The following is a 22510-nucleotide window of genomic DNA, read 5'->3' on the forward strand; positions in this document are numbered from 1 at the left end:
ACAGGCAACCCGCCGGTCGCCTATGTTGGCGGTGACGAAACTGTGGACGATGCCCGGGGGAGCTTCAGGCCCCTCGCAGGCATCATGTGGAGGAGGCGCTGTGAGCAGCGACCCGTGGGGCCGCGTCGACGAGACGGGGACCGTGTACGTGCGTACGGCCGACGGCGAGCAGGTCGTCGGTTCCTGGCAGGCCGGCTCCCCCGAGGAGGCGCTGGCCTACTTCGAGCGCAAGTACGAGGGCCTGGTCGTCGAAATCGGCCTCCTCGAGAAGCGGGTGAAGACCACCGACCTGTCGGCGAAGGACGCCCAGGCCGCGATCGACCACATTCGCGAGCAGGTGGACGCGCATCACGCGGTCGGTGACCTGGACGCGCTCAAGGTGCGGCTGGACAAGCTCGTCGAGGCGGTCGAGGCGCGCCGTGAGGAGCGCAAGCAGCAGCGGGCGAAGCAGTCCGACGAGGCCCGGCACGCCAAGGAGGCACTGGTCACCGAGGCGGAGGAGCTGGCGCAGTCGGACCAGTGGCGGGCGGCCGGTGAGCGGCTGCGGGCTCTGGTGGACACCTGGAAGGGCCTGCCGCGGCTCGACCGGAAGTCCGACGACGAGCTGTGGCACCGCTTCTCGCACGCCCGCTCGGCGTTCTCCAAGCGTCGCAAGGCCCACTTCGCGCAGCTCGACGCGCAGCGCGAGGAGGCCCGCAGGACGAAGGAGAGGCTGGTCGCCGAGGCCGAGGCACTGTCGAACTCGACGGACTGGGGTCCCACGGCCGCGCGCTACCGCGAGCTGATGGCCGACTGGAAGGCGGCGGGCCGCGCCCAGCGCGAGCACGAGGACGACCTGTGGAACCGCTTCCGCGGCGCGCAGGACGTCTTCTTCGCCGCCCGCAGCTCGGTGTTCGCCGAGCGGGACGCCGAGCAGGCCGAGAACCTCAAGCTCAAGGAGGAGCTGGCCGGCGAGGCGGAGAAGATCCTGCCCGTGACGGACCTGAAGGCGGCCCGCGCGGCCTTCCGCTCCCTCAACGAGCGGTGGGAGGCCATCGGCCACGTGCCGCGCGACGCCCGTCCGAGGGTCGAGGGCCGGATGCACGCGGTCGAGCGGGCCATCCAGGAGGCCGAGGAGGCCGAGTGGCGCCGGACGAACCCGGAGGCCCGCGCCCGCGCGGCCGGTCTCACGGGCCAGCTGCAGGCCGCCGTGGACAAGCTGAAGGGTCAGATCGAGCAGGCCCGCGCCCAGGGCAACAACGCCAAGGCCGACAAGCTCGAGCGTGAGCTGGAGGGCCGCCAGGCGCTGCTGGACCAGGCACTGAAGGGTCTGCAGGAGTTCGGCGGCTGACGCCGCGTGCTCCACGACGAGTGAGGGGCTCCCGTACGGTTCGTACGGGAGCCCCTCACTCGTCGTCCGCTGTCTGCGGGGGCGGCACGTCCGGTCAGCCGGGCCTGCGCGCCGAGGTCACCCGGTACACGTCGTAGACGCCCTCCACTCCCCTGACGGCCTTCAGGACGTGGCCCAGGTGCTTCGGGTCGCCCATCTCGAAGGTGAAGCGGGAGGTGGCGACGCGGTCGCGGGAGGTCTGGACGGCCGCCGAGAGGATGTTGACGTGCTGGTCGGACAGGACGCGGGTGACGTCCGACAGCAGCCGGGAGCGGTCCAGGGCCTCGACCTGTATGGCGACGAGGAACACCGAGGACTGGGTGGGTGCCCACTCGACGTCGAGGATGCGCTCGGGTTCACGGGACAGCGACTCGACGTTGACGCAGTCGCTGCGGTGGACCGAGACGCCGCTGCCGCGGGTGACGAAGCCGATGATGGGGTCGCCGGGGACGGGGGTGCAGCAGCGGGCGAGCTTGACCCAGACGTCGTCGACGCCCTTGACGACGACACCGGGGTCGTTGCTGCCGCGCCGCTTGCGGCGACTGCGGGTGGGCGGTACCGACTCGTCGATCTCCTCGGTGGCCGCCTCCTCGCCGCCGAGGGCCTGGACGAGCTTCTGCACCACGCTCTGCGCGGAGACATGGCCCTCGCCTATGGCGGCGTACAGCGCGGAGATGTCCGGGTAGCGCATCTCGTGCGCCAGGGTGACCAGGGAGTCGCCGGTGAGGATGCGCTGGATCGGCAGGTTCTGCTTGCGCATGGCGCGGACGATGGCGTCCTTGCCCTGCTCGATGGCCTCGTCGCGGCGCTCCTTGGAGAACCAGGCACGGATCTTGTTGCGGGCGCGCGGCGACTTCACGAAGCCGAGCCAGTCGCGGGAGGGGCCCGCGCCGGCCGCCTTGGAGGTGAAGACCTCCACCAGGTCGCCGTTGTCGAGGGTGGATTCCAGCGGGACCAGGCGGCCGTTGACGCGGGCGCCTATGGTGCGGTGGCCGACCTCGGTGTGGACCGCGTACGCGAAGTCGACGGGGGTGGCGCTGGCCGGCAACGCTATGACGTCGCCCTTCGGGGTGAAGACGAAGACCTCGTTGCGGGACAGGTCGAAGCGCAGGGACTCCAGGAACTCGCCGGGGTCCTCGGTCTCCTTCTGCCAGTCGAGCAGCTGGCGCAGCCACGCCATGTCGTTGAGGTGGTCGTCCTTGCCGGAGGTCCGGGGCGCGTCGGTGCGCACCTTGGAGGCGCCGGCGACGGCCTCCTGCTTGTACTTCCAGTGCGCGGCGATGCCGTACTCGGCGCGGCGGTGCATGTCGAACGTGCGGATCTGGAGTTCGACGGGCTTGCCGTTGGGTCCGATGACCGTCGTGTGCAGCGACTGGTACATGTTGAACTTGGGCATCGCGATGTAGTCCTTGAACCGCCCCGGAACCGGGTTCCAGCGGGCGTGGACGGTGCCCAGGGCCGCGTAGCAGTCACGGACGGTGTCCACCAGGACGCGGATGCCGACCAGGTCGTAGATCTCCGCGAAGTCACGGCCGCGGACGATCATCTTCTGGTAGACGCTGTAGTAGTGCTTGGGGCGGCCGGTGACGGTCGCCTTGATCCGGGCCGCGCGCAGGTCCTGCTGCACCTCGTCGGTCACTATGGCGAGGTACTCGTCGCGCTTGGGGGCCCGCTCGGCGACGAGACGGACGATCTCGTCGTACATCTTGGGGTAGAGGATCGCGAAGGCGAGGTCCTCCAGCTCCCACTTGATGGTGTTCATGCCCAGGCGGTGGGCGAGCGGCGCGTAGATCTCCAGGGTCTCGCGCGCCTTCTTCTCCTGCTTCTCGCGCTTGAGGTAGCGCATGGTGCGCATGTTGTGCAGGCGGTCTGCGAGCTTGATGACCAGGACGCGGGGGTCCTTGGCCATGGCGACGACCATCTTGCGCACGGTCTCGGCCTGCGCGGCCTCGCCGAACTTGACCTTGTCCAGCTTGGTGACGCCGTCGACGAGGAGGGCGACGGAGTCCCCGAAGTCTCGGCGGAGCTGGTCGAGGCCGTACTCGGTGTCCTCGACGGTGTCGTGCAGCAGGCCCGCCATCAGCGTGGCCGGATCCATACCCAGCTCGGCGAGGATCGTGGTCACCGCGAGGGGGTGGGTGATGTACGGGTCGCCGCTCTTGCGCTTCTGGCCCCGGTGCCAGCGCTCGGCGACCTGGTACGCCTTCTCGATCTGGCGCAGCGTGGACGTCTCGATCTTCGGGTCGTTGCTGCGCACGATCCGCAGCAGCGGCTCCAGGACCGGGTTGTACGGGTTGGAGCGCTGCACGCCCAGGCGGGCGAGGCGGGCGCGGACGCGGTTGGAGGAGCCGGAGCGGGCGGGCTGGCCGGGGGCGGCGGAGCGGGCCGGGGGCGGCGGGGTGGGCGCGGGGCGCTCGGGCGCCGGGTCCGCCCCGGTGCGGGGGGAGTCGGCGCCGGGGGCGGGCTTGGGGCGCGACGGCTCGGCGGCCTTCTCGGCGGGCGCGGACTGGGCGTGCTCGACGGAGCCCTGCGCGGGGTTCTTCGCCTGCGTCGCGTTCTGCGCGGGCTTGGCCGCGGGGCCCGAGGCGGGCTCGGGCTTGGCGGCGGTCAGGTGCTGGGCCTCGTCTGGCAAGAGGGCTCCTCGTGCGCGATCCGGGTCCCCGGTCAGGCTCCGGAGCACCCATGGTAGCGATCCTGCGCCCCGGGATCGCCTTCAGGCCAGTGCGAGGGCCGTCTACCCGCGAAACTCCAGGGGTGCCGCGGGCGGCACACGTCCACGAACGGAGCGGGCGCCCCGGGGACGAATCCCGGGGCGCCCGCTCCACGTGGTCGCGCGCACCGTCTCAGACGGTGATCAACGCCTCCAGCGGTGCCCCGCCGAGCGCCGGCTCCAGACGCTGCCGTCCGGCCAGGAACGCCAGCTCCATCAGCACCACGACGCCCGCCACGTCGGCGCCGGCGCGGCGGATGAGCTGGAGGGACGCCTCGGCGGTGCCGCCGGTGGCGAGGACGTCGTCGATGACCATGACGCGGTCGCCCACGACGAGGTCCTCGGCGTGCACCTCGATCTCGGCGGAGCCGTACTCCAGGTCGTACGCCTGGCTGAGGGTGGCTCCGGGGAGCTTGCCCGCCTTGCGTACGGGGATGAAGCCGACGCCGGCCCGGACGGCGGCCGGGGCGCCCAGGATGAAGCCGCGGGCCTCCAGACCGACGATCTTCGTGGCGCCGTGCCGGACGGTCAGCTCGGCCAGCGCGTCCGTGAGGGCGGTGAACGCCGCCGGGTCGGCCAGCAGCGGGGTGATGTCCTTGAACATCACGCCCGGCTCCGGGTAGTCCGCGACGTCACGGATGCGGCTGAGCAGCAGTTCCTTGATGTCGGTCATCGCCGCTTACCGCCCCGGCCGCGGCTGCGGGCCCCGGACTGGGAACGCGGCCCGACCACGGCGGGCGTCGCGTCCTCGTGCTGGTCCCCGTGCGGGCCGTCGGCGGCGGTGTCCGCCGCCTGCTCGGCCTGCGCGCGCTTGGCGAGGACCCGCTTCTTCAGGGCCTTCATCTGCGGCTCGCGCTCCTTGAGGTCGGCGACGAGCGGCGTGGCGATGAAGATCGAGGAGTACGCGCCGGCCGCGAGGCCGACGAACAGCGACAGCGAGATGTCGTTGAGCATGCCCGCGCCGAGGACACCGCCACCGATGAAGAGGAGGCCGGCGACCGGCAGCAGCGCGACCACCGTGGTGTTGATGGACCGCACCAGGGTGCTGTTGATCGAGCGGTTGGCGATCTCGCTGTACGTCCAGCGGGTCTGCTTGGTGATGTCCTTCGTCTGCTCCTTGAGGCTGTCGAAGACGACGACCGTGTCGTAGAGCGAGTAACCGAGGATGGTCAGCAGACCGATCACCGTGCCCGGCGTCACCTCGAAGCCGACGAGGGCGTAGATGCCGACGGTGATGGTGATGTCGTGGATCAGGGCGACGAACGCGGCGACGGCCATGCGCCACTCGAACGCGATCGCCAGGTAGATCACCACGAGGACCAGGAAGATGGCCAGACCCTGCCAGGCCTTGTTCGCGATCTGGTCACCCCAGCTGGGGCCGACCAGCTCCGCGCTGATCTTCTCCGGGTCGAGCTTGAGGTCCTGGGCGATGTCCTTCTTGATCTGGTCGGCCTGGCCGGTCTCGACACCGGAGACCTGGATCCGCAGCGCGCCGGTGCCGAGGCCCTGCACGATGGCGTCGTGACCGGACGCCTTCTCCGCAGCGTGCTCCGCCTCGGTGGAGGAGACGCTGGTCTTCGGGGTGGTGAAGACGGCACCGCCCTGGAACTCGATGCCCATGTTCATGCCGCGCACCGCCAGGCCGAGGATGGCCGTGATGGTGATCAGGATGGAGACCGCGTACCAGATCTTGCGGTTGCCGACGAAGTCGTACCCGACCTCGCCGCGGTGGAGTCGTGCTCCGAGGTCACCGAGCTTGGACATCTCAGGCCTCCTTCGGGTCGGCGGGGGCAGGACGGCGCGTGCGGCGCAGCGGGGGCTGCACACCCAGGCTCTTCGGGTCGAGGCCGGACAAGCGGTGGCCGCCTGCGAAGAACTTCCTGCGGGCCAGCAGCGTCAGCAGCGGCTTGGTGAAGAAGAACACCACGACGACGTCGAGCAGGGTGGTCAGACCGAGCGTGAACGCGAAGCCCTGCACCTTGCCGACGGTGACCACGAAGAGCACCGCGGCGGCGAGGAACGACACGAAGTCGGAGACCAGGATGGTGCGTCGGGCACGCGGCCAGGCGCGCTCGACGGCCGGACGGAGGCTGCGGCCCTCGCGGATCTCGTCCCGGACGCGTTCGAAGTACACGATGAACGAGTCCGCCGTGATTCCGATCGCGACGATCGCGCCGCACACCGCGGGCAGGTTCAGCGCGAAGCCGATGGCCGGTCCGAGCAGCGACATGATGACGTAGGTGAGCGCCGCGGACACCAGCAGCGAGGCGATCGCGATGAGCGACAGGCCGCGGTAGTACACGAGCAGGTAGATCACGACCAGGGCGAGGCCGATGGCGCCGGCGATCAGACCCGCGTGCAGCTGCTCACCGCCGAGCGCGGCGTCCACCGTGGTGACGCTGGACTCCTTGAAGGTCAGCGGGAGCGCGCCGTACGACAGCATGTTGGAGAGGTTCTGCGCCTCCTGCTGGGTGAAGCTGCCGGAGATCTCGGCCTTGCCGCCGGTGATCGGGCCGTTCACCTCGGGGTGGGAGACCACCTCGTCGTCCAGGACGATCGCGAACTGGTTCTGCGGGGAGGCCTGGCTGGAGAGCTTGGTGGTGACGTCGAGGAACTTCTTGCCGCCCTTGGAGTCGAAGTCCATGACGACCTTCCACCCGCTGCCGTTCTGGGTGTCGAGGATCGCCTGCGCCTTGGTGATCTCCGTGCCGTCGACGCCGACCGGGCCGAGCAGGAACTTGCTCCAGACCTTCGGGGCTTCCTCACCGCAGGCGATGATGGGCTCGTCGTTCTTGCCCTTGCCCGCCGTGGCCCGCTGCTTGGGGTCGCTGCAGTCGAGCTTCGCGTACGCCGCCTCCAGGTCCTGGGTGGCCTTGTCGGCGCTCGGGGTGGGGGTCGGCGAGGCCTTGTCGGCGCTCGGGGAGGCGGAGCCGCTCGGGGACGGAGTCGGGTCGGCCTTCAGCGCGTCGGTGACGGCGCGGCCCTGCGGGGACGCGGAGCCCGTGGGACTGGCGGACTCGGGAGACGTCGCCTTGTCGGTGCCGTTGTCCGCGTTCTTGTCGCCGGACTTCGACGGGCTCGGCGAGGCGCTGCCGCTGGCGTCGCCGCTCGGCGGGGTGCTGGGGAGGGCGGCGGCTCCGCTGCCCTCGACCTTCAGCACGGGGCGGAAGTAGAGCTTCGCGGTGGTGCCGACCTGCTGCCGGGCTTCCTCGGAGTCCGTGCCCTTGGGGATGTTGACAATGATGTTCTCATTGCCCTGGGTCTGCACTTCCGCCTCGGAGACGCCCAGACCGTTGACCCGGCGGTTCATGATCTCGACCGCGGTGTCCATGTTGGTCTTGTTGATCGCGTTGGGCTGGCCGGGCTCGTTGATCGCCGTCAGCGTGATGCTCGTACCACCGGCGAGGTCGATGCCGAGACGCGGTTTCGTGTGTCCGGAGGCAAACATTCCCCCAGTGAGCGCCACGATGGCGATCAGGATGAGGGCCAGCGCGCGCCCAGGCTTGCTCTGGGTGCTGGCGCTCCGGCCCTTCTTCGGTGCTGCCACCTTCTCGTACTCCCTCTCGGGCCGCCGTGCGCGGGGTCAGCGCGGAGGCGGCCATGACTGGTGTCGGGAATCCGGACGAGGACGGCACGTACCCGGGGCGCGGGCGGTTCACGCCCGTGCTCCCGGGACGTGACTACTTCGCGTCGGACTCGCCGTCTGTCTTCTTCGGCTCTGCTTCGTCGGCCTTCGCCTCGACGGGCTCGTCGGTCGCGTCGCCGGACACGTCCTTCTTGCCGAGGTCGATGGGCTTGTCGTCGGAAGCGGCGGAAGCGTCGTCGGAGGGCTCGTCGTTCTCGGTGAGGGAGGAGGCGTCGTCCGGGACGATGTCGGACTTCAGGTCGTGCTCGATGCCGTGGACGATGCGGTTGTACTCCTCGTCGCTGAGGACGGCACCGATGGCGTTCTTCGCGAACAGCAGCTCGACGCCCGGCCCGGCGTCGAGGAGGACCGTGTCCTCGCTGACCTCCTTGACCGTCGCGTACATGCCCCCGATCGTGCGGACGCCGGAACCGGGCTGCATCTGGTTCCGCATGTCGACGGCCTGCTGCTGCTTCTTCTTGGCCGATCGGGTCATCAGGATCATGGCCCCGATGAGCACGATGAACGGGAGGAGGGTCACGAGACTCACGGGTCGGAACTTCCTTCACACGACCGCGATGGCGAGCGGCCTGATGGTTGGGGGTATGTGCGCTGCCGACAAGGGCGGCATCGGCGGAGTCTAAGCGAGTCCACCGTGATGGAACAACGCACAGCATGTCACCGTGGTTCCTTGCCGGGCGAGTACCGCGCCGTCACGAGACGGTCACGCCCCGAACAGGTCCTGTTGTCCGTTTCCGCCGGTCGTGCCGCGTGGCGGGGTGAGGCCGAGGTGGGTCCAGGCGGCCGGGGTGGCGACGCGTCCGCGGGGGGTGCGGGCGAGCAGTCCCTCACGGACGAGGAAGGGTTCGGCGACCTCTTCGACGGTCTCGCGCTCCTCCCCCACGGCGACGGCGAGGGTGGACAGGCCGACCGGTCCGCCGCCGAAGAGCTTGAGCAGGGCTTCGAGGACACCCCGGTCGAGACGGTCCAGACCTCGGGCGTCCACCTCGTAGACGGCGAGGGCCGCCGCGGCGATGTCGCGAGTGATGATCCCGTCGGCCTTGACCTGCGCGTAGTCGCGGACGCGGCGCAGCAGGCGGTTGGCGATGCGGGGCGTGCCCCGCGAGCGGCCGGCGATCTCGGCGGCGCCGTCCGGGTTGATCTCCACGTCGAGCAAGTTCGCCGAGCGGTGGATGACCCGTTCCAGTTCGGCGGGCTCGTAGAACTCCATGTGCGCGGTGAAGCCGAAGCGGTCGCGCAGCGGCGGCGGCAGCAGTCCCGCGCGGGTGGTGGCACCGACCAGCGTGAACGGGGGCAGTTCCAGCGGGATGGCGGTGGCGCCGGGGCCCTTGCCGACGATGACGTCGACCCGGAAGTCCTCCATCGCCATGTACAGCATCTCCTCGGCGGGCCGGGACATGCGGTGGATCTCGTCGAGGAAGAGGACCTCGCCCTCCTGGAGGGAGGAGAGGATCGCGGCCAGGTCGCCCGCGTGCTGGATGGCGGGGCCGGAGGTGATGCGGATGGGGGCGCCCATCTCGGCCGCGATGATCATGGAGAGGGTGGTCTTGCCGAGGCCGGGGGCGCCGGAGAGCAGGACGTGGTCGGCCGTCGCCCCGCGCGCGCGGGCGGCCCGCAGGACGAGGTCGAGTTGTTCGCGGACCTTCTCCTGGCCGATGAACTCGTCCAGGTCCTTCGGGCGCAGGGCCGCCTCGACGGCCTGGTCCTCACGGTCGGCGACAGAACCCACCAGCCGCTCGGGGGCTGTCGCGTCGGTCGTGTCGTCCCAGTTCATCTGCTGTGCCTCGCGGGTCGCGGTCGGGTGGAGGGGCGGTGCTGGAGGAGTCGTGGGTACCGGGCCCGCGGGCGGTGCGCGGCCTCGACGGGGCGGTCAGCGGGCTCTGTTGAGGGTCTGGAGGGCCGCCTTCAGCAACTGGCCCACCTGGGGCGTGCCTTCGGCGGCCTCGGCCTGGGGGGCCACGGCCGACACGGCCTCGTCGGCCTCACGGGTCGCGTAGCCGAGGCCGATCAGCGCCGCGTGCAGCTGGTCGCGCCAGCCCTGGGTGACCGGGGCGCCGATCGCGGGGGCGCCGATGGGTTCGCCGAGGCGGTCCTTCAGCTCCAGCAGCAGTTTCTGGGCGCCCTTCTTGCCGATGCCGGGGACGGCGATCAGCGCTTTCTCGTCGCCGGTGGACACGGCTCGGCGCAGGGCGTCGGGGGTGTGCACGGCCAGCATCGCCTGGGCGAGGCGGGGGCCGACGCCGCTCGCGGTCTGGAGCAGTTCGAAGACCTGGCGCTCGTCGTCGTCGACGAAGCCGTAGAGCGTGAGGGAGTCCTCGCGGACGACGAGGGAGGTGGCGAGCTTGGCCGGCTGGCCGAGGCGCAGGGTGGAAAGGGTGTTGGGGGTGCACTGGACGGCCATGCCGACGCCGCCGACCTCGACCACCGCGGTGTCGGGAGCGAGGGCGGCGATCGTGCCGCTGACGAAGGCGATCATGCCGTACGGCCTTTCCGTGCGTGCGGGGCTTGGGCTGCGTGCGGGGCTTGGGCTGTGCGGGATGCCCTGGGTGTGTGCAGGGCGACGGCCTGCTGGAGGCGGCTCTGCGCGGGAGCCCGCCAGATGTGGCAGATGGCGAGGGCCAGGGCGTCGGCGGCGTCGGCCGGCTTCGGGGGCGCGTCCAGCCGCAGCAGCCGGGTGACCATGGCTCCGACCTGGGCCTTGTCGGCGCGGCCGCTGCCGGTGACGGCGGCCTTGACCTCACTGGGGGTGTGCAGGGCGACCGGGATGCCGCGGCGGGCGGCGCACAGCATGGCGACGGCGCTGGCCTGGGCGGTGCCCATGACCGTGCGGACGTTGTGCTGGCTGAACACCCGCTCCACGGCGACGAATTCAGGGCGGTGCTCGTCGAGCCACTGCTCGATGCCCTGTTCCACGGCGACGAGGCGGTGGGCGAGGTCGGCGTCCGCCGGTGTGCGGACGACACCGACGCCGAGCATGGTCAGCGGCCGTCCGGCGACGCCCTCCACGACGCCGACACCGCAGCGGGTCAGCCCTGGGTCCACCCCCAGTACGCGCACGCGCCCCTCCCATCGATCACCTGTTTGTGCAGGCTATCGGGTGCCACTGACATCGGCCGACAACGCGACGGGCCGACGGGGTGTGTCCCGTCGGCCCGTGGGAGTCCGCTCGAACGTGGAGTCCGTCCGGCTCGCGGAGGTTACGCGTCGACCTTGGCCATCACGTCGTCGCTGACGTCGAAGTTGGCGAAGACGTTCTGGACGTCGTCGCTGTCCTCGAGGGCGTCGATCAGCTTGAAGATCTTCTTGGCGCCCTCCTCGTCCAGTTCGACCTGCATGGTCGGGACGAAGTTGGCCTCGGCGGAGTCGTAGTCGATGCCGGCCTCCTGGAGGGCGGTGCGGACCGCGACCAGGTCGGTGGCCTCGCTGAGCACCTCGAAGGACTCGCCCAGGTCGTTGACTTCCTCGGCGCCCGCGTCGAGCACGACCTCCAGGACGTCGTCCTCGGACAGTTCGCCCTTGGGGACGATCACGACGCCCTTGCGGTTGAAGAGGTACGACACGGAGCCCGGGTCGGCCATGGAGCCGCCGTTGCGGGTCATGGCGACGCGGACGTCGGAGGCGGCGCGGTTGCGGTTGTCGGTGAGGCACTCGATGAGCACCGCGACACCGTTCGGACCGTAGCCCTCGTACATGATCGTCTCGTAGTCGGCGCCGCCGGCCTCGAGACCGCCACCGCGCTTGATCGCGGAGTCGATGTTCTTGTTGGGAACCGACTGCTTCTTCGCCTTCTGCACGGCGTCGTAGAGCGTCGGGTTGCCCTCGAGGTCCACGCCGCCCATCCGGGCCGCGACTTCGATGTTCTTGATCAGCTTCGCGAAGAGCTTGCCGCGCTTGGCGTCGATCACGGCCTTCTTGTGCTTCGTCGTAGCCCATTTAGAGTGGCCGGACATCTGCCTGTCTCCTTCGCGTTACCCAACTCCGTACGAACCCCAGAGATCCTACAAGGACTCCGCCGCCCGGTACGCGCGCACCATGTCGACAAAGAGGGCGTGCAGGCGGTGGTCGCCGGTCAGCTCCGGGTGGAACGACGTGGCCAGCGCGTTGCCCTGGCGTACGGCGACGATGTGCCCGTCGTGCTCGGCCAGCACTTCCGTCTCCGCGCCCACGGACTCCACCCAGGGGGCGCGGATGAAGACGCCCTCCACGGGGTCACCTTCGACGCCCTTCACGTCGACGGCCGCCTCGAAGGACTCGTTCTGCCGTCCGAAGGCGTTGCGGCGCACGATCATGTCGATGCCGCCGATGGTCTCCTGGCCCGAGCGCGGGTCGAGGATCTTGTCGGCGAGCATGATCAGGCCGGCGCAGGTGCCGTACACGGGCAGTCCGCAGCGGACCCGCGCGCGCAGGGGCTCCATGAGGCCGAAGAGGACGGCCAGTTTGGAGATGGTGGTGGACTCGCCGCCGGGCAGGACGAGGCCGTCCACCTCGGCGAGTTCCTCGGGGCGCCGCACCGGCCTGGCCACGGCGTCGGCCGCGGCCAGGGCGATGAGGTGCTCCCGTACGTCGCCCTGGAGGGCCAGGACGCCTATGACCGGGGTGTTGCTCATGGGATGCAGTGCCTTACCAGCCGCGGTTCGCGTAGCGCTCGGCCTCGGGGAGGGTGTCGCAGTTGATGCCGACCATGGCCTCGCCCAGGTTGCGGGAGGCGTCAGCGATGATCTTCGGGTCGTCGTAGAAGGTGGTGGCCTTCACGATGGCGGCGGCGCGCTTGGCGGGGTCGCCCGACTTGAAGATGCCGGAGCCGACGAAGACGCCCTCGGCGCCCAGCTGCCGCATCAGGGCGGCGTCGGCGGGGGTGGCGACACCACCGGCGGAGAAGAGGACCACCGGGAGCTTGCCCAGCTCGGCGACCTCCTTGACCAGCTCGTACGGGGCGCGCAGCTCCTTGGCGGCGGCGTACAGCTCGTTGTTGTCGAAGCCGCGCAGCTTGGCGATCTCGTTCTTGATCTGGCGCAGGTGGCGGACGGCCTCGACGACGTTGCCGGTCCCGGCCTCGCCCTTGGAGCGGATCATGGCCGCGCCCTCGGCGATGCGGCGCAGGGCCTCGCCGAGGTTGGTGGCGCCGCAGACGAAGGGGGTGGTGAACGCCCACTTGTCGGAGTGGTTGACCTCGTCGGCCGGGGTGAGGACCTCGGACTCGTCGATGTAGTCGACGCCGAGGGACTGCAGGACCTGGGCCTCGACGAAGTGGCCGATGCGGGACTTGGCCATGACAGGGATGGAGACGGCCTCGATGATGCCCTCGATCATGTCCGGGTCGGACATACGGGCGACGCCGCCGTCCTTGCGGATGTCGGCCGGCACCCGCTCCAGGGCCATGACCGCGACCGCGCCCGCGTCCTCGGCGATCTTCGCCTGCTCCGGGGTGACGACGTCCATGATCACGCCGCCCTTGAGCTGCTCGGCCATGCCGCGCTTCACTCGGGCGGTGCCGGTCTCGGGGGTCTGGGCGGCGGAATTGGGGAGCGTGCTGGACACGGGTTCGACCTCGCTCGGGGAAGGGGGTTTCTGCAATCACCGAGGAAACGGGAGGGGCACAGGCCACGGCAAGGGCCAATGGGGAGGCGGTGGATCGTTTTCCTTCGCGGCCACCGCCCGGGGCGGCCCGCGCCGTGCCGCTCGGGGGCGTGCTCCGGCCTGCTCGGGTGGGCCGGATCCGCGGCGACGGGTGGCGGCTGGTCCGGTGGTCGTTCGGGCGGTGCTCCGGGCCCCTGACCAGCGGGGGCGCGGCCGTGGCCCGGCCCCGGCCGCGGCGCCGTACCCGCGCCGCGGCGCCGTACGCCCGCCGCGTCGTCCGTCGCCCGGTCGTCAGGTCGCCGGTCGTCAGGTCGCCGGTCGGTCGGCCAGGGCCGCGGGGGGGTCGTCGTCCATCTCGAAGGCCAGCGGGAAGGGCGCGTGGCCGGCCAGCCGGAACCAGCGGACCTTGCGGTGGCGGCGCAGGGCACGGGCCGCTCGTACGGCGTCGTTGTGGAAGCGGCGGGCCATGGGCACCCGGCGGACGGCCTGGGCCAGCTCGTTCGCGGCGGCCTCGCCCCCTGGTGCCTCGCGCACCGCCTCCACCTGCTGCGCCTCGCCGAACACGGCGCGCAGCGCCTGGCTCAGCTCGCTCTCGGCGACCTCGCGCTGTTCCTCCTCGGCCTGCCGCGCGGCGTGCGCCGCCTCGTAGAGCACGATGGAGGCGGCGGGGTCCAGCACCCCGGAGGTGGCCAGCTCCTGGGCGACCGAGGCGCGGCGCAGCAACTGCGCGTCGAGCGCGGCACGGGCGGCGTCGATCCGCGCGTGCAGACGGTCGAGGCGCCCCGCCGTCCAGCTCAGGTAGAGGCCGATCGCGAAGAGGACGACCGCGATCCAGATGAGTGTCGAAGTCACGGGCCGCAAGGCTACCGGTGCCGGGTGCGGGCGCCGGACCCACCCGAAGTCCGGGCGTCGGAGCGCTCGGCCCGCGCCCCCACCGGGGCGGACTGCGCCCCCGCCCCTCCCGGAGCCCCGCACACATCGCACCGGACCGCGCCCCAGCCGGGGTCACCCGGCACGCCGAGGGCCTCTCGCCGGCCTGGCGGCACGGCCGTGCTCCCGCCGCCTCACCTGCCGACGCCCGAAACCCCACGCCGGACGCCCGAAGCCCCACGCCCGGCACGCCCGTGTCAGTCCCTGGCCAGCCCCAGCCGTGCCCGCAGGCCGATCCGCTCGTCCGCCGCCACCGAGGCCGCGCCCTCGGTGACCGTCTCGTAGACGCCGAGGATGTCCGCGCCGACCGTCGACCAGTCGAAGCGGCGGACGTGGGCGCTGCCGCGTTCGCGGAGCTCGGCGCGGCGGGCGGGGTCGGCGAGGAGGCGTACGGCGGCGGTGGCGAGCGCGTCGGCGTCCTCGTTGGCGAAGAGTTCGCCGGCGGCGCCCTGGTCGAGGACCTGGGCGAACGCGTCGAGGTCGGAGGCGAGCACCGGGGCGCCCGCCGACATGGCCTCGACGAGGATGATGCCGAAGCTCTCGCCGCCGGTGTTGGGGGCGACGTACACGTCGACGCTGCGCAGGAAGCGCGCCTTGTCCTCGTCGCTGACCATGCCGAGGAACTCCACGCGCGAACGCAGTTCCTCGGGCAGCGACGCCACGGCCTCCTCCTCGTCCCCGCGCCCGGCGACCAGCAGCCGGGTCTGCGGGCGCTCGGCGAGGATCTTCGGCAGCGCCTTCATCAGGACGGACAGGCCCTTGCGGGGCTCGTCGATACGGCCGATGAAGCCGAGCGTGTCGCCCTGCCAGTGGGGCTCGGGCTTGGCCCGGGCGAAGAAGTCGACGTCGACGCCGTTCGGGATGACGACCGCGTCGCCGCCGAGGTGCTCGACGAGGGTGCGGCGGGCGTACTCGCTCACCGCGATGCGCGCGCTGATCTTCTCCAGCGCGGGCTGGAGGATCGGGTACGCGGCGATCATCGCCCGTGACCGCGGGTTGGAGGTGTGGAACGTGGCGACGATCGGCCCCTGCGCCGCCCAGCACGCGAGCAGGCCGAGCGAGGGCGAGGCCGGCTCGTGGATGTGGATCACGTCGAACGTGCCCTCGTGCAGCCACCGGCGCACCCGGGCCGCGGACAGGAACCCGAAGTTCAGGCGGGCCACCGAACCGTTGTAGGGCACCGGGACCGCGCGGCCCGCGGAGACCACGTAGGGAGGCAGGGGCGTGTCGTCGTCGGCGGGGGCCAGGACGGACACCTCGTGGCCGAGGCGGATGAGATGGTCGGCCAGGTCGCGGATGTGGAACTGGACTCCCCCGGGCACGTCCCAGGAGTAGGGGCAGACGATGCCGATCCTCACGGGCGTCCCTTCCCGGGGTCCTCGGAGGACCCCTCGGAGGTCCTCTCAGGATCCTTCGCGGGATCGAGGTCCGCGAGCCACAAGCGCTGGAGCATGTGCCAGTCCTCCGGATGGTCGGCGATGCCGGTGGCGAAGGCATCGGCCAGCGCCTGTGTCATGACAGACGTCTTCTCGGCGCGGGTACCTGACGGGGGTACCTCGATCGGGGGATGGACCCGTCCCCGCATGACGGGAGAGTCGTCGTACCAGAGCGTGACCGGCAGCAGCAGGGCTCCGGTCTGCTGGGCGAGGAGGGCCGGTCCGGCGGGCATCCGGGTCGGCTCGCCGAAGAAGTCGACCTGGACGCCGGAGGCCGAGAGGTCGCGGTCGGCGACCAGGCAGACCAGGCCGCCGTCGCGCAGCCGCCGGGCCAGCGTGCCGAAGGCGGTGCCGCCGTTGTGCGGCAGCACCTCCATGCCGAGGCCCTCGCGGTAGGCGACGAAGCGGTCGTACAGGGACTCGGGCTTGAGGCGTTCGGCGACCGTCGTGAACGGGGTCTTCAGCTCGGTGGTGACCCAGGCGCCGGCGAGGTCCCAGTTGGCCAGGTGGGGCAGCGCGAGGACGACGCCCCTGCGCGCGGCGAGCCCGTCGGTCAGGTGGTGGACGTCCTCGACGGTGAGGCCGGTCCTTATCCGCTCCTCGCTCCAGGCGGGAAGCCGGAAGGACTCCATCCAGTAGCGCAGATACGACCGCATGCCCGCGCGGGACAGCTCCGCGAGCCGCTCGGGGCTCGCGCCCGGCACCACGCGCGCGTAGTTGGACTCCAGGCGGCGGACGAGCGGACCGCGCCGCTTCCAGGTGGCGTCGGCGATCGTGGTGCCGAGGCGGACGGCGACGGGTTCCGGCAGCTTCTTCACGGAGGCCCAGCCGAGGCCGTACAGCCCGTCGGTGAGGCGCTCCTGCAGACCGCTCACGAGGTCGCCTCGCTGTTGTGCGCGGTGTCCTCCGGGGCCTGGTCCGCCGCCGGGGCGGCGGCCTCCGCCTCCGCGGATTCGCGGCGCACGGTCACCACGCGCTGGATCAGCGTGACGAGGCTGCCGACGGCGACGATCCACAGGGCGATCGGCAGCAGGACGTCGATGCCGGGCACACCGAACGCGTGCAGGCCCGAGAGGCCGGCGGCGACCAGCGAGATCACCAGGCGTTCGGCGCGCTCGACGAGGCCGTTGACCGCGACCGGCAGGCCGATCGACTCGCCGCGCGCCTTGGTGTACGACACCACCTGGCCGCTCGCCAGGCAGAAGATCGACACCGCGCACAGGACGTTGTCGTTCCCGCTGCCCGCGTACCACAGGGCGAAGCCGCCGAAGATCGCGCCGTCGGCGACACGGTCGAGCGTGGAGTCGAGGAAGGCGCCCCAGCGGCTGGAACGGCCCATCTGGCGGGCCATGTTGCCGTCGACGAGGTCCGAGAACACGAACAGCGTGATGACGACGGTGCCCCAGAAGAACTCGCCCCGGGGGTAGAAGACCAGCGCGCCCGCGACGACTCCGGCGGTGCCGAGGAGCGTGACCGTGTCGGGGCTGACGCCCCTGCGGATCAGAAACGCGGCGAACGGTGTGAGGACACGCGTGAAGAATGCACGCGCGTACTTGTTCAGCATGGCCTTCCCGAGGGTCGGTGTCGCCGGGCGGCCCCTGCTGGCCGTCGGCTGGCCCATCGTAGCCACGGGCGTGCGCGGGCGGCCGTCGGGCGTCGGCCTGCCGTGTCCTGTCCTGAACGCACCGGTGGCACGGCGGGGGCGCGGCCGGCCGGGACCGCGCCCCGCCTGCGCGGGAGGAGGGATCACGTCGCTCGTATGGACGCACCGTGACGGGAGTGGAAAGCTCGAAGGACCGCGGGCGTCGCCGGAGCCGCCACCGCACGCGGCCCTCGCGTGTCCGCGCCCACAGTGACCTCACCGTGCACGGGAGGCAGGACCATGGGCGACAAGGCGAACGCACACCCCGGGGCCGCCGGCAGGGCTACGGCGGCCGACCACCCCGCGTCCGTACGGAATGTGGTGCTGGTCGGCCACTCCGGATCGGGCAAGACGACTCTGGTGGAGGCTCTCGCGCTGACCGCGGGGGCCGTGAACCGGGCAGGCCGTGTGGAGGACGGCGGCACCGTCTCGGACTACGACGAGATCGAGCACCGGCAGCAGCGCTCGGTGCAGCTCTCCCTGGTACCCGTGGAATGGGGCGGGTACAAGATCAACCTTCTGGACACCCCCGGATACGCCGACTTCGTCGGGGAACTCAGGGCCGGTCTGCGGGCGGCGGACGCGGCCCTCTTCGTCGTCTCGGCCTCCGACGGCGTCGACGGCTCGACCCGCATGGTGTGGGAGGAGTGCGCGGCGGTCGGCATGCCGCGGGCGATCGTGATCACGCATCTGGAGGCCGCGCGGGCGGACTTCGAGGAGACGACGCGGATCTGCGCGGAGACGTTCGGCGGCGACGACCCCGACGCCGTCCTGCCGCTCTACCTGCCCCTGCACGGCCCGCAGGGTCCGGACGGGCACGCGCCCGTGACCGGGCTGATCGGCCTGCTGTCGCAGAAGCTGTTCGACTACGCGTCCGGGGAGCGCAAGGAGGCCGAGCCGGGCCCCGAGCAGCTGCCGGACATCGAGGAGGCCCGCAACCGGCTGATCGAGGGGATCATCTCGGAGAGCGAGGACGAGACTCTCATGGACCGCTACCTCGGCGGCGAGGAGATCGACCTCAAGACGCTCGTCGAGGACCTGGAACGGGCCGTCGCCCGCGGTGTCTTCCACCCCGTGCTGGCCGCGGCCCCCGCCACCGAGGGCGCCCGGCAGGGCATCGGCACCGTCGAGCTGCTGGAACTGATCACCGGCGGCTTCCCCACACCGCTGGAGCGCGAGGCCCCGTCGGTCACGACGCCGGACGGCGCGCCCCGGGAGATCGGGGCGGCCTGCGATCCGGCCGGCCCCCTGGTCGCCGAGGTCGTGAAGACGGCCAGCGACCCCTATGTGGGCCGCATCTCCCTGGTGCGGGTCTTCTCCGGAACGCTGCACCCCGACGAGACGGTGCACGTCTCGGGGCACGGGCTCGCCGACCGCGGGCACGAGGACCACGACGTCGACGAGCGCGTCGGCGCCCTGTCCGCGCCCTTCGGCAAACAGCAGCGGAGCCTCACGCACTGCATCGCGGGCGACCTGGCGTGCGTGGCGAAGCTGAGCCGCGCGGAGACCGGCGACACCCTGTCGTCGAAGGACGACCCGCTGCTCATGGAGCCGTGGGAGATGCCCGACCCGTTGCTGCCGCTCGCCATCCAGGCGCACAGCAAGGCCGACGAGGACAAGCTCTCCCAGGGCCTTTCCCGGCTGGTCGCCGAGGACCCGACGATGCGGCTCGAACAGAACCCGGACACCCACCAGGTGGTGCTCTGGTGCCTGGGCGAGGCGCACGCCGACGTCGCCCTGGAGCGGTTGCGCAGCCGGTACGGCGTCCAGGTCGACGTCGTGCCGCACAAGGTCGCCCTGCGGGAGACGTTCGCGGGCAGGTCGGCCGGGCGGGGCCGGCACGTGAAGCAGTCCGGCGGGCACGGGCAGTACGCGATCTGCGAGATCGACGTGGAGCCGCTGCCCGGCGGTTCGGGCATCGAGTTCGTGGACAAGGTCGTCGGCGGTGCGGTGCCCCGGCAGTTCATCCCGTCCGTCGAGAAGGGGGTGCGGGCGCAGGCCGCCAAGGGCGTCGCGGCCGGTTACCCGCTCATCGACGTGCGGGTCACGCTGCGGGACGGCAAGGCGCACTCGGTGGACTCCTCCGACGCCGCGTTCCAGACGGCGGGCGCGCTGGCGCTGCGCGAGGCGGCCGCCGACGCGAAGATCCATCTGCTGGAGCCGGTGGCGGAGGTGTCGGTGCTGGTCGGCGACGAGTACGTGGGACCGGTCATGAGCGACCTGTCGGGACGGCGCGGCCGGGTCGTCGGCACGGAGCAGGCGGGCGGCGGGCGCACCCTGGTGCGCGCCGAGGTGCCCGAGATCGAGATCGACCGGTACGCCGTCGATCTGCGCTCGCTGTCCCACGGCACGGCGCGTTTCGGTCGCCGCTACAGCCGGCACGAGCCGATGCCGCCCCAGGTGGCCGAGCGGCTTCGCGAACGGGCGAAGGAGAACTGACGGTTCGGGATCGGCGGGAGGGACTGCCGGCACACCGGTGGGCGGCTGCGGCCGTCCACCGGCGGGTGTCGGGGCCCGGGCCGGCCGCTGGGGAGGATTCGGCCGACGGGTTCGGTGAATGTCCGTTCTTGGCGCCGCGCGATGTCCGTGGCTGCGGATACGCTGATCACCTGATCGACAAGTGTGGCTTGATCAGCTCCGGATCGGGCGATGACCTGATCAACAGGTGTGCGGAGCACGGAAGTCGGGAAGAGCCGCAGGAGCGAGTGTGCGGCGATGGGGGCGGCGGTGGCGGACGAATTCGATTTCACTCCCGGGGCACAGGTGCCGCTGACGGGCACCGCGGGACAGACGGCGGCGACGTACGCCCTGGCGTCCGCGGCCTACCGGGACAACGAGGTCGACGAGATCCTCAAGGCGAACAACGAGTGGCACAAGTCCTCGGTGAAACCGGGCCGCAAGTGGGCGACCATCTTCCGGCCCAACCTCGGGGAGGCGTTCTCCCTCGCGGTGCGGGACAGGATGGTCGGCGCGGGCCGCAGCCCACTGATCCAGTCCTTCGGCATGGAGCCCCAGGTCGTCGTCGAGCACTGCCTCGCGGCGACCAACATCCGCCGGGAGCGCGACAACTGGCTGTCGGCCGTGATGGTCCTGTGCGGCCTGCTCTTCCTGCCCGGCCTGCTGCTGTGGCTGCTGGTCTTCCAGATCCGCACGACGATCTCCAAGCGTGAGGACAAGCGGGCCGGTGCCCTCGGCACCACCCTGCTGGTCGCCGTGGGCGCCCTCGCCGTGATCTTCCTGCTCCGGATGCCGTTCGACGGGTTCTGGGCCTGGTACGCCCGCGCCTGCGTGGTGCTGCCGGTCGTCGGCTGGTTCTGGGCCAAGCAGATCTGCGAGCGCACCGCGCAGGACCTGCGGGACCGCTGGTCCGGTCTGCTGGCCGGCGGCGGCATCGGCGCCAAGGTCCCCGAGGCCGTGCCCGGCAGCCCCGGCGAGACCAAGGCCGAGCAACTGCGCAAGGAGCTGGCCCGGCTCAGCGCCGAGCAGCGTTCCAACCTCGTCTTCTACGCCGGCCCCAAGGGCATCCTCGGCATGGGCACCCGGTGGGGCAGCTGGCAGCTCGCCGAGGACCTGGTGCCCGCCGAGGCCGGCAAGGAGATCCACCCGTTCCGCAGCTGGGACGTCATACGGGCCATCCACGACCAGCTCCGGATGCTGGAGCGCACCCCGCTCAACACGGGTGGTTTCACGGCCCCTTCCATCAAGCACTGGATCGTCAGCCCCATCGGTGAGGGCGCCGGCGCCGTGGCGCGGCCCGACAGCACCGACGTGGAGGCGTACCAGTACAAGACGCACGCCATACAGGAGATCTGCAACAAGCAGCACTTCGGCAGCGGCAACCGGCACTACCTGGGTGTCCAGTGGACGCTCTGGGACGGCCAGTTGATCATCACCATGCTGGTGACGGTCACCGTCCTGCACCAGACGCTCCGCATCGAGGTGACCGGGCACGCCCTCGGCCCGGTGCACGGCCTGTTCACGACCGGGCCGGCGGCGAAGGAGAAGGAAGTCCAGAAGTCGGTCAGGTTCTGGGAGACCCGCAAGGTGAAGCTCCCCCTCGTGGACGCCGACGAGGTCGTTCGCCTCGCGGCGCGCGCCCCGCTGACCTGGTACCCGCCGCTGCTCAACTGGCTCGGCGGCTCCATCGGCCTGCCGGAGCCGTTCGGTCTGCGGCACGCCTGGGCGGACCAGCCGTGGCGTCACCGCTTCATGGCCGACGACGCGCTGCGCGCCGCGACGCCTGTGCTGAGGGTGGTCCACAACGCCGCGATCAAGGTGCTGGCGGACAACGGCGTGGACACGGAGAAGTTCGGATCCCGCTCGTCGTTCCTCAGCGGGGCGGTGCAGGATCCTACGCCGCGTAAGGCGGACGTCTACGACGCGTGAGCGCTGCGCCGGCTTGACCGGGCGCCCAGTAGCTCGGGGGTGCGGATCCGTCGGCGGGTGCGGGTGGGTGGGAGCTGATCGCGCAGTTCGCCGCGCCCCTGAAACGGCCGGGGCTGCGCCCCGTGCTTTTCAGGATGAAGGGCGGGCCGTAGGCCCGTTCCCTTCAGGGGCGCGGGGAACTGCGCGAGCGACCGCCGCGCACCCGCAGACACGCACGCGCCCTCTCCCAGCAGGCGGGCGGGCGGCTCTACCTCACACGCTGGGCCACGCCTCCGCGAGCATCTTCCTCGTGTCGGCCAGCAGCTGCGGCAGCACCTTCGTGTGGCCCACCACCGGCATGAAGTTCGTGTCGCCGCCCCAGCGGGGCACGATGTGCTGGTGGAGGTGGGCCGCGATGCCCGCGCCGGCGACCGTGCCCTGGTTCATTCCGATGTTGAAGCCGTGCGCGCCGGAGGCGGTGCGCAGGGCGGTCATGGACTGCTTGGTGAGTTCGGCCAGCTCGGCGGTCTCCGGGACGGTGAGGTCCGTGTAGTCGGCGACATGCCGGTACGGCACGACCATGAGGTGGCCGCCGTTGTACGGGTAGAGGTTGAGCACCGCGTACACGTGCTCCCCGCGCCGGATGATCAGGCCGTCCTCGTCCGACTTGGCCGGGATGGAGCAGAACGGGCAGCCGTCGCCGGCCCCCGGGCCGGTCGGCTTGTTCTCGCCCTGGATGTAGGCCATCCGGTGGGGCGTCCACAGGCGCTGGAACGCGTCCTGCGTTCCCACTCCGATCTGCTGTTCCGGCTCACTCGTCATGCAGTGCAGCATA

General features: G+C 71.2%; 19 protein-coding genes. 3 read left to right on the forward strand and 16 right to left on the reverse strand.

Annotated features, from left to right (window positions below; genetic code table 11):
• Positions 1-100: 100 nt before the first annotated feature.
• Positions 101-1330, forward strand: coding sequence for a DUF349 domain-containing protein (locus GSY65_RS05835; protein ID WP_159766294.1), 1230 nt, complete (start codon positions 101-103; stop codon positions 1328-1330).
• Positions 1331-1424: 94 nt separating this feature from the next.
• On the opposite strand, the gene GSY65_RS05840 is transcribed toward GSY65_RS05835, so the two are convergent.
• The 15 genes from GSY65_RS05840 to pgsA form a co-directional block, all read right to left on the reverse strand.
• Positions 1425-4001 (reverse strand): RelA/SpoT family protein, encoded by a 2577-nt coding sequence (locus tag GSY65_RS05840; protein ID WP_159766295.1) that lies wholly within the window; start codon positions 3999-4001, stop codon positions 1425-1427.
• 211 nt (positions 4002-4212) lie between these two features.
• The gene (locus GSY65_RS05845; RefSeq protein WP_159766296.1) at positions 4213-4752 is read right to left on the reverse strand and encodes an adenine phosphoribosyltransferase; all 540 of its coding nucleotides are present in this window, start codon (positions 4750-4752) and stop codon (positions 4213-4215) included.
• Positions 4749-5843 (reverse strand): protein translocase subunit SecF, encoded by a 1095-nt coding sequence (secF, locus tag GSY65_RS05850; RefSeq protein ID WP_159766297.1) that lies wholly within the window; start codon positions 5841-5843, stop codon positions 4749-4751. The genes GSY65_RS05845 and secF overlap by 4 nt, the downstream gene beginning before the upstream one ends.
• A gap of 1 nt (position 5844) precedes the next feature.
• Positions 5845-7626 (reverse strand): protein translocase subunit SecD, encoded by a 1782-nt coding sequence (secD, locus tag GSY65_RS05855; RefSeq protein ID WP_159766298.1) that lies wholly within the window; start codon positions 7624-7626, stop codon positions 5845-5847.
• A gap of 133 nt (positions 7627-7759) precedes the next feature.
• Positions 7760-8254, reverse strand: coding sequence for a preprotein translocase subunit YajC (gene yajC, locus GSY65_RS05860; protein ID WP_159766299.1), 495 nt, complete (start codon positions 8252-8254; stop codon positions 7760-7762).
• Positions 8255-8428: 174 nt separating this feature from the next.
• Positions 8429-9499, reverse strand: a complete 1071-nt coding sequence (gene ruvB / locus GSY65_RS05865; RefSeq protein ID WP_159766300.1) for a Holliday junction branch migration DNA helicase RuvB — start codon at positions 9497-9499, stop codon at positions 8429-8431.
• A 96-nt stretch (positions 9500-9595) separates the two neighbouring features.
• The gene (gene ruvA / locus GSY65_RS05870; protein WP_055714944.1) at positions 9596-10201 is read right to left on the reverse strand and encodes a Holliday junction branch migration protein RuvA; all 606 of its coding nucleotides are present in this window, start codon (positions 10199-10201) and stop codon (positions 9596-9598) included.
• A complete protein-coding gene (ruvC, locus tag GSY65_RS05875) occupies positions 10198-10782 on the reverse strand; it encodes a crossover junction endodeoxyribonuclease RuvC (RefSeq protein ID WP_159766301.1) in 585 nt (194 codons plus the stop codon). Before ruvC ends, ruvA begins: the two co-directional genes overlap by 4 nt.
• 140 nt (positions 10783-10922) lie before the next feature.
• Positions 10923-11675 carry a YebC/PmpR family DNA-binding transcriptional regulator gene (locus tag GSY65_RS05880; RefSeq protein WP_159766302.1) on the reverse strand — a complete coding sequence of 251 codons (753 nt, stop codon included), beginning with the start codon at positions 11673-11675 and terminating at the stop codon, positions 10923-10925.
• Positions 11676-11723: 48 nt separating this feature from the next.
• Positions 11724-12332 carry a pyridoxal 5'-phosphate synthase glutaminase subunit PdxT gene (pdxT, locus tag GSY65_RS05885; RefSeq protein ID WP_159766303.1) on the reverse strand — a complete coding sequence of 203 codons (609 nt, stop codon included), beginning with the start codon at positions 12330-12332 and terminating at the stop codon, positions 11724-11726.
• A gap of 13 nt (positions 12333-12345) precedes the next feature.
• A complete protein-coding gene (gene pdxS / locus GSY65_RS05890; protein ID WP_159766304.1) occupies positions 12346-13263 on the reverse strand; it encodes a pyridoxal 5'-phosphate synthase lyase subunit PdxS in 918 nt (305 codons plus the stop codon).
• A 345-nt stretch (positions 13264-13608) separates the two neighbouring features.
• Positions 13609-14154: a hypothetical protein gene (locus GSY65_RS05895; RefSeq protein ID WP_159766305.1), complete on the reverse strand. Its 546-nt coding sequence runs from the start codon at positions 14152-14154 to the stop codon at positions 13609-13611.
• A gap of 275 nt (positions 14155-14429) precedes the next feature.
• Positions 14430-15590, reverse strand: coding sequence for a glycosyltransferase family 4 protein (locus GSY65_RS05900; protein WP_159766306.1), 1161 nt, complete (start codon positions 15588-15590; stop codon positions 14430-14432).
• A complete protein-coding gene (locus GSY65_RS05905; RefSeq protein WP_159766307.1) occupies positions 15587-16543 on the reverse strand; it encodes a phosphatidylinositol mannoside acyltransferase in 957 nt (318 codons plus the stop codon). Before GSY65_RS05905 ends, GSY65_RS05900 begins: the two co-directional genes overlap by 4 nt.
• Positions 16540-17289 (reverse strand): phosphatidylinositol phosphate synthase, encoded by a 750-nt coding sequence (gene pgsA / locus GSY65_RS05910; RefSeq protein WP_159766308.1) that lies wholly within the window; start codon positions 17287-17289, stop codon positions 16540-16542. Before pgsA ends, GSY65_RS05905 begins: the two co-directional genes overlap by 4 nt.
• 261 nt (positions 17290-17550) lie before the next feature.
• Here pgsA and GSY65_RS05915 point away from each other — a divergent pair, with 261 nt between their 5' ends.
• Both GSY65_RS05915 and GSY65_RS05920 read left to right on the forward strand, forming a co-directional pair.
• On the forward strand, positions 17551-19749 hold the full coding sequence (locus GSY65_RS05915) for an elongation factor G-like protein EF-G2 (protein ID WP_159766309.1): 2199 nt from the start codon (positions 17551-17553) through the stop codon (positions 19747-19749).
• Between the two features lie 276 nt (positions 19750-20025).
• Positions 20026-21696 carry a hypothetical protein gene (locus GSY65_RS05920; protein WP_159766310.1) on the forward strand — a complete coding sequence of 557 codons (1671 nt, stop codon included), beginning with the start codon at positions 20026-20028 and terminating at the stop codon, positions 21694-21696.
• A 252-nt stretch (positions 21697-21948) separates the two neighbouring features.
• Here the strand turns inward: GSY65_RS05920 and GSY65_RS05925 are convergent, their stop codons facing one another.
• A complete protein-coding gene (locus GSY65_RS05925; RefSeq protein ID WP_159766311.1) occupies positions 21949-22509 on the reverse strand; it encodes an HIT family protein in 561 nt (186 codons plus the stop codon).
• Between the last annotated feature and the right edge of the window lies 1 nt (position 22510).

It is taken from the genome of Streptomyces sp. HM190, from assembly GCF_009857135.1.
GTDB lineage: Bacteria > Actinomycetota > Actinomycetes > Streptomycetales > Streptomycetaceae > Streptomyces > Streptomyces heilongjiangensis.

Coding starts and splice junctions, on each gene's coding strand:
- GSY65_RS05845 (WP_159766296.1), bottom strand. CDS start 4,752: ATGACCGACATCAAGGAACTGCTGCTCAGCCGCATCCGTGACGTCGCG.
- secF (WP_159766297.1), bottom strand. CDS start 5,843: ATGTCCAAGCTCGGTGACCTCGGAGCACGACTCCACCGCGGCGAGGTC.
- ruvB (WP_159766300.1), bottom strand. CDS start 9,499: ATGAACTGGGACGACACGACCGACGCGACAGCCCCCGAGCGGCTGGTG.
- ruvA (WP_055714944.1), bottom strand. CDS start 10,201: ATGATCGCCTTCGTCAGCGGCACGATCGCCGCCCTCGCTCCCGACACC.
- GSY65_RS05880 (WP_159766302.1), bottom strand. CDS start 11,675: ATGTCCGGCCACTCTAAATGGGCTACGACGAAGCACAAGAAGGCCGTG.
- pdxT (WP_159766303.1), bottom strand. CDS start 12,332: ATGAGCAACACCCCGGTCATAGGCGTCCTGGCCCTCCAGGGCGACGTA.
- pgsA (WP_159766308.1), bottom strand. CDS start 17,289: ATGGGCCAGCCGACGGCCAGCAGGGGCCGCCCGGCGACACCGACCCTC.
- GSY65_RS05915 (WP_159766309.1), top strand. CDS start 17,551: ATGGGCGACAAGGCGAACGCACACCCCGGGGCCGCCGGCAGGGCTACG.
- GSY65_RS05920 (WP_159766310.1), top strand. CDS start 20,026: ATGGGGGCGGCGGTGGCGGACGAATTCGATTTCACTCCCGGGGCACAG.
- GSY65_RS05925 (WP_159766311.1), bottom strand. CDS start 22,509: ATGCTGCACTGCATGACGAGTGAGCCGGAACAGCAGATCGGAGTGGGA.